This is a genomic window from Actinomadura sp. HBU206391, assembly GCF_014323665.1.
In the GTDB taxonomy this organism is placed as follows: Bacteria; Actinomycetota; Actinomycetes; order Streptosporangiales; family Streptosporangiaceae; genus Actinomadura_C.
Genome location: NZ_JABVEB010000277.1, coordinates 1 through 6,812, shown reverse-complemented (window position 1 = coordinate 6,812; position 6,812 = coordinate 1). Strand labels below are relative to the sequence as shown.

Genomic DNA, 6,812 nt, shown 5'->3' with positions numbered 1-6,812 from the left:
GCTGGCGATGAGAAAGCGCTCCGGGTGCGTGTAGCCCGCGAAGTCCACCCCCAGGCCAGCAGCAGGAGCACGAGGCCGCCCAGCAGGCCGACCGGCCAGCGGACGGCGAGGTATACGAGCGCACGGCGATCGTCGTAATCCGCCCCATGGCGACTGTCCAGCAGGCCTGCCAGGCGTCTGCGCTCCATCTCCGTCAGGCCGCGGCTCAGGGCGAGGATCGGTCTCATCACTGCCAGGCGCGCTCTCGGCCAGGCCGCCACGGGAGCGAGGACGACGCACGCGCAGCTGAGGAAGAGCAGTTCGGCGAGCGCGGTGAAGATCCCCAGGGCCAGCGCCGCGGTCATCCGCAGCCAGCCGCGCACGATGACCCCGGCCCCCCGCATCGTGCCCGCCGTAGCGTCGTCCGTCGTCCTCATTTCCACGACGAGGTTAGCCGGATCAGCGCCGGGCCCGGTGACCAGGGCTTCGCCCGGCGTCCCGCCGGTCTCGCTCGTCCCTGTCCCGCCCGTCCCTCCTGTCCCGAGGGGCCCGCCGGGCTCGCGCCGTCCGCGCGACGACGAACCAGGCGACCGCGACGGCGACCGCCGCCACGACGACGTACTGGAACACCCCCGCGTATTTCTCCGCCCGGTGCCAGTTGTCGCCGAGCGCGTAGCCGGCCAGCACGAAGGTGGTGTTCCAGATCAGGCTGCCGAGTGCGGTGAACGCGACGAACGTGATCATCGGCATGCGTTCGGCCCCCGCCGGGATCGAGATCAGGCTTCGGAAGATCGGGATCATCCGGCCGAAGAACACCGTCTTGACCCCGTGCCGGGCGAACCACTTCTCGGTCCGCTCGAGGTCGGCGACCTTGACCAGCGGAAGCCGCGCGGCCAGCGCGAGGGCGCGGTCGCGGCCGACCAACGCGCCCACGTAGTAGAGCGCGACCGCGCCGACGACCGAGCCGAGTGTGGTCCAGAAGATCGCGCTCAGCAGGTTCATGTCGCCCTGTGCGGCGGTGAACCCGGCGAGCGGGAGGATCACCTCGCTCGGCAACGGCGGGAACAGGTTCTCGAGGGCGACCGCGATGCCCGCGCCCGGAGCTCCGAGCGTCTCCATGAGGTGGGTGGCCCAGGCGGCGAAGCCGCCTGCCGGTTCGGTCGCGGTGACGTGGGCGAATGTTCTTACGATCATGGGTGGCAACGCTAGGAACGCTGTTCGGCGCCGGCCATGAGGGCGGCCGCCGGATCACCCGGAGGGCGGCCGCAGGGCGGTGGGTGTGGAAAACCACACCCATGGCCGTAGTGACGGCATATCCGGAATGCTCCAAATTCAGGGTGATGCGGCATGAACCCGATGTCTACCCGCTATGGTCTAGACCAATAGGATGTGAACCGCGCCGGGATCGGCGCGTGCCCCTGGCAGACCGGCCGCGCCACTACTCTGGACGCGAGGGTCAACGGGGTTCGGTCTAGACGGAGGGAATGGGCATGCGCGTCGGAGTGCTGACCGGAGGCGGGGATTGTCCCGGTCTGAACGCCGTCATCCGCGCCGTGGTGCGCAAGGGCGTGCAGGTCTTCGGGTTCGAATTCGTCGGATTCCGGGACGGCTGGCGGGGACCGCTCGAGGGCGACACGATCGCGCTGGACGTCCAGGCGGTCCGGGGCATCCTGCCGCGGGGCGGCACCATCCTGGGCTCGTCGCGGACGAACCCGATCAAGGTCGAGGGCGGTGTCGAGCGGATCAAGGACAACCTGGCCGGGCTCGGCGTGGACGCCCTCATCGCGATCGGCGGTGAGGACACGCTGGGGGTCGCCCGGCAGCTGTACGACAGCGGGGTCAACGTCATCGGCGTGCCGAAGACCATCGACAACGACCTGAACGCCACCGACTACACCTTCGGGTTCGACACCGCGGTGGGCATCGCCATGGAGGCGATCGACCGGCTGCACACCACCGCCGAGAGCCATCACCGCGCGCTCATCTGCGAGGTCATGGGCCGGCACGCGGGTTGGATCGCACTGCACGCCGGCCTCGCCGGCGGCGCCAACGTCATCTTGATCCCCGAGCAGCCGTTCGACATCGACAAGGTCTGCGAATACGTCGAGAGCCGCTTCAAGACCCGCTACGCCCCGATCATCGTGGTGGCGGAGGGCGCCCATCCGCTCGACGGCCAGATGGAGCTGCAGGCCGGCGAACTCGACGCCTTCGGCCACGTCCGCCTGGGCGGCATCGGCGAGCGTCTCGCCAAGGAGATCGAGAAGCGCACCGGCAAGGAGGCCAGGACCACGGTCCTCGGCCATATCCAGCGTGGCGGCACGCCCACCGCGTTCGACCGCGTGCTCGCCACCCGCTTCGGCCTGCAGGCCATCGACGCCGTGGCCGACGGTGACTTCGGCAAGATGGTCGCGCTCCAGGGCACCGACATCGTCCGGGTGGATCTGAGCGCCGCCACCGAGAAGCTCAAGACGGTCCCGCCGGAGCGGTACACCGAGGCAGAGGTCTTCTTCGGCTGACCGTCCGTCGTGAGGCCGGTCGGCGGCCGTCGAGCGCCGCCGGCCGGCCTCGGCGCAGGTCGCGGGCTGTAGCGAGTAAGACATCGTTACGGAACTTCCATTAAGTCCCGCTCGTTCCCATCGTCCTTCTTAGTAACGTCAGGTCTATGAGTAACCCACCGCAGGATCCGAACTACGGATACGGGCAGCCGCAGTACGGCCAGCAGCCCCAGCAGCCGCAATACGACCCGTACGGTCAGCAGCAGCAGCAGTACGGTCAGCAACAGCAGTACGGCGGCTACCCCCCGGCTCCGGCCGGCGGTTACGGCGTCGACGCCTATGGCATGCCCCTGTCGGACAAGTCGAAGACGGTCGCGGGCCTGCTCCAGATCCTGCTCGGCGGCTTCGGCGCCGGCCGCTTCTACACCGGCCACGCCGGGATGGCGGTCGGCCAGATCGCGGCGACCTGGCTCACGTGCGGCATCGGCGGCATCTGGCCGCTGATCGACGGCATTATGATCCTCGTCAACGGCGGAACCGACGCACAGGGCCGCCGGCTCCGGGACAACTGAGAACAGGCACAGACCGGGTCCCCTTCATCGGCGAAGGGGACCCTGCGGTGTCTCCGGATTGGCGCTCGGCCGGATGTCGGCTCGGCGGGCGCGCCGGGCCTCCGTCCGCCTCGCCGGCCGCCGCGGTCGCCGGCCGTGCCGGCGGCGGAACAGCTTTCCGGGTCGCGATGTTCGGTTCCGTAGGCGACACTGGAATGCACACCCGCGGCTCGGTCAGGAGGATCACGCATGCCCACGCTCGGCACCGCCCCAGGGGACATGTCCCCGCCCACCCCGCGTTCACCGCACGAGAACGTGCTGGAGGACGCGCCCGGGCAGGCGCCGGTCGCCGGTGAGCCGTGCGTGCTGCTCAAGCTCGGCGAGATCGTTCTCAAGGGCAAGAACCGCGACCTGTTCGAGCGGCGGCTGCAGAACAACATCCGCGCCGCCGTCAAGGGTCTCGGCATCAAGATCCAGGTGGCGCAGCGCGAGGGCGTCATCGTCGTACGCGCCGAGAGCCGCCGGCTCGCCGACGTCGACGCCGTCGCACGCCGCATCGCCGACGTCATGGGCATCGTGTGGGTGCAGCGGGCCTGGCGGGTCGAAAAGGACGTCGAGCCGACCGTCCAGGCGGCGATCGACCTGGTCGCCCAGCACCCGGCGCTGGCGCGCAAGGGCGCCTTCGCCATCCGCCCCCGCCGCCGGGACAAGCGGTTCCCGCTGACCTCCTCCGAACTCGCCGTGCGCGTCGGCGCAGCCGTTCAGGAACGATTCGGTCTGCCGGTCAACCTGAAGCACCCCGACATCACGGTCTCGATAGAGGTCGATCGCGACGAGGTGTTCGTCTTCACCGACGGGCTGCGCGGGCAGGGCGGGCTGCCGGTCGGCATGAGCGGACGGGGTCTGGTCCTCATGTCCGGCGGCATCGACTCGCCCGTCGCCGCCTACCGCATGATGCGCCGGGGCCTGCGGGTGGACTTCCTGCACTTCTCCGGGATGCCGTTCACCGGCCCGGAGTCGATCTACAAGGCCTACGCGCTGGTGCGCGAGCTGGACAAGTTCCAGGGCGACTCGCGGCTGTACGTCGTGCCGTTCGGCAAGGCCCAGCAGCAGATCAAGTCCTCGGGTGCGGAGCGCCTGCAGATCATCGCGCAGCGGCGCCTGATGCTCAAGACCGGTGAGACGCTCGCCGCCAGGCTCGGCGGGGCGGCACTGATCACGGGCGACTCGCTGGGCCAGGTCAGCAGCCAGACGCTGACCAACATCACCGCACTCGACGACGCCGTGCAGCTGCCCATCCTGCGACCGCTCATCGGCATGGACAAGACCGAGATCATGTCGGAGGCCCGCCGCATCCATACGCTGGCGATCTCGGAGCTGCCGGACGAGGACTGCTGCACGCTGCTCGCGCCTCGGCGCGCTGAGACCCGCGCCAAGATCGAGGACCTTCGGCAGATGGAGAAGCGGCTCGACGCCGGGGAGCTGGCCGAGCAGCTCGCCACCTCGGCCCAGCGGCATCGTCCCGCCTACGGGGAGCCTGCCGCCTCCTGACCCGGACCGGGCCCCGTCGGGCGGCACGCCGAGCGCGGCGACAGGCCCGGCACAGGCGGGGTCAGGCCCCGATGGGCGGCTCCGGGTCGAAGTCGGACGGCCGCGGCGGTTCAGGCCCGTCGGGACCGAGACGAGCGATCTTCTCGACACGTACGATTCGGAACCGCCGCCCGGCGACGGTGAGGTCGTCCGCCCGTTCCCGTTCCAGCCGGCGCGCCGCCGCTGTGTACTCGGCGCACTCGGTCACCCCCGGATGCTCCACGGCGGGCACGATGCGGCTGAAGTACGCGGCGAGCGTGTCCCGCGCCCGCTGCGGTGTATCGCACGGCATGGTGGCTGACCGCCAGCCGTCGTCGATCTGCTCGGCAACGGCGAAGACCGGTGCCATGACCCTCAGCCGCGGATAGGCGGTCAACGCACGGCAGGCGTCGTCGCGCGCCGGCGCGGGCATCCCGCCTGCCTTCGACACCGCCTCGTCGAACTGGCGGCTCAGCTCGGCCGGGGTGGCCGAGGCCCGCTCGTCGGCCGTCGAGAGGAACTCCGGCGCACGCCGGCCCGCGCCCTGCCGACCGGCCGGACGCGGGTCCGGGTCGGTCGGCCTGGGCGGCTCCGGGGCCTCGGCGTTCATCCGCACGACCTGCTCGACCCGGACGATCCGGAACCGGAGCCCGGCGACCGTCAGGTCGTCACGGCGTTCTGTCTCCAGCAGCCCGGCCACGGCCAGGAACTCCTCGCTCGTCGTCGCGTCAGCCGCGTTTCCCGCGTGCTCCCTGAGGCGGCGCGCGAGAGCCTGCCTCGCGCCCTGCGGGGTCGTCTCGTCGGTCGAGGACACCCGCCAGCCGTGCCGCGCCTGGTGGGCGACGCCGAACGTCGGCCCCACCATGAGCAACTGGGGGTAGGCCTTGACGGCGCGGAGCGCGTCCGCCACGACCATGGCCGAGACCGGATGCGCCGCGGCCAGCAGCTCGTGGAACAGCCGTTCCAGCGCGTCGTCGTCGCTGCGGTCCATGAGTGCCATGCTCCCCGCAACGCCCACCGGCGCGCAGCGTAATCGTGGACGCGGTCAGGTACGCGACGGCACGGCGAGCAGCACCAGGCTCGCCGCGAGAAGCGCCAGGCCACCGACCGCCACCGCGCTCAGGTCCTCACCGAGCACGACCAGCCCGAGCACGGCGGCCACCGCGGGCTCGGCCAGGGTGAGGGTGGCCGCGGTCGCCACCGGGGTGGTGCGCAGCCCCCGCCCGTACAGCACGTATCCGAGAGTCGTGGTGACCGCGCCGAGATACAGCGTCACGAGCATGCCGCGGCCGGTCGCCAGCCAGACCGGGGAGCTCGCGAGCAGCACGGGCAGCAGCAGCAGGCCGGCGCCCCCGAACATGGCGCCCATGACCACTCCATCGCTCTCACCGGAGCCGATGAGCCGCGCCGCCGTTGTGGCGTACGCCGCGTAGGTGAAGCCGGACAGCAGCGCGAGCGCGACGCCGAGGGGCTCGACGCCCGCGGCCTCACCGCCGCCCACCAGAGCCGTGCACCCCACGACGGCCCCGGCGGTGGAGGCGACCCAGCGCGGGGAGAGCCGCGCGCCACCGGTCAGCCGGGACAACAGGCCGGTGAAGGCCGGTGCGCTGCCGATGGTGACCACGGTTCCGGTCGCCACGCCCGTGCGGTCGACAGCGGCGAAGAAGGCGGTCTGGTAGGCCGCCGCGCACACGGCGCCGAGGAGCAGCAGGGCCCAGGTCGTGGTGGTGGCGGTGCGGATCAGGCGCCCGAGCGCGCCGCCGCGGGCCGCGAGCGCGAGGAGGAGCAGGCCGCCGAGCACGATGCGGGCCGCGCCGACCGAGACGGGGCCGGCGCCGTCCGGCGCGAAGGTGCGCACGGTGCCGGTCGTGCCCCACAGGGCGGCGGCCAGCAGGATGCATCCGCTGCCGCCCAGTCGTGCGGGCCGTCGGCCGGGCCCGGCTCGGTGAGTTCTGGAGACACGGCGGTCGGTAAGGCGGGCGGAAATGCGGGTGGAAGGGCGTGTTGACACGCGGAACGCTCCTGGATCGGAATCGGAGAGGACTCTGCATCCGGGTGCGCGCTACGCGTCACGCCGCAGGCGTGCGCAAGAGGCCGCATGCCGGTCGCCGTGAGCCGGCGCCGAGCATGCGGGGAAGGCCGAGCGCCCATGAGCCGGCACTGAACGTGCGGGCAGGGTCGATCGGCGTCGCGCCCCGGGTCAGAAGCGGGGCGGTCC

General features: G+C 71.5%; 6 protein-coding genes and 1 pseudogene. 3 read left to right on the top strand and 4 right to left on the bottom strand.

The window, feature by feature from the left end:
* Positions 1 to 416 (bottom strand): annotated as a pseudogene (locus HKK72_RS34025) (hypothetical protein); the annotation flags it as partial.
* 22 nt (positions 417 to 438) lie between these two features.
* A complete protein-coding gene (locus tag HKK72_RS34020; protein WP_187238527.1) occupies positions 439 to 1,173 on the bottom strand; it encodes a DedA family protein in 735 nt (244 codons plus the stop codon).
* Between the two features lie 296 nt (positions 1,174 to 1,469).
* Between HKK72_RS34020 and HKK72_RS34015 the strand changes: the two genes are divergently transcribed.
* From HKK72_RS34015 to thiI, 3 genes are all read left to right on the top strand, one after another.
* Positions 1,470 to 2,495 carry a 6-phosphofructokinase gene (locus HKK72_RS34015; RefSeq protein ID WP_187238526.1) on the top strand — a complete coding sequence of 342 codons (1,026 nt, stop codon included), beginning with the start codon at positions 1,470 to 1,472 and terminating at the stop codon, positions 2,493 to 2,495.
* A 146-nt stretch (positions 2,496 to 2,641) separates the two neighbouring features.
* Positions 2,642 to 3,046 carry a TM2 domain-containing protein gene (locus HKK72_RS34010; protein WP_187238525.1) on the top strand — a complete coding sequence of 135 codons (405 nt, stop codon included), beginning with the start codon at positions 2,642 to 2,644 and terminating at the stop codon, positions 3,044 to 3,046.
* A gap of 258 nt (positions 3,047 to 3,304) precedes the next feature.
* Complete coding sequence (gene thiI / locus HKK72_RS34005) at positions 3,305 to 4,576, top strand: tRNA uracil 4-sulfurtransferase ThiI (RefSeq protein WP_187238529.1); 1,272 nt, start codon at positions 3,305 to 3,307, stop codon at positions 4,574 to 4,576.
* A 61-nt stretch (positions 4,577 to 4,637) separates the two neighbouring features.
* Here thiI and HKK72_RS34000 read toward each other — a convergent pair whose 3' ends face one another.
* Both HKK72_RS34000 and HKK72_RS33995 read right to left on the bottom strand, forming a co-directional pair.
* Positions 4,638 to 5,585: a DUF5954 family protein gene (locus tag HKK72_RS34000; RefSeq protein WP_187238524.1), complete on the bottom strand. Its 948-nt coding sequence runs from the start codon at positions 5,583 to 5,585 to the stop codon at positions 4,638 to 4,640.
* 54 nt (positions 5,586 to 5,639) lie between these two features.
* Complete coding sequence (locus tag HKK72_RS33995) at positions 5,640 to 6,605, bottom strand: DMT family transporter (RefSeq protein ID WP_315987589.1); 966 nt, start codon at positions 6,603 to 6,605, stop codon at positions 5,640 to 5,642.
* Positions 6,606 to 6,812: the final 207 nt, after the last annotated feature.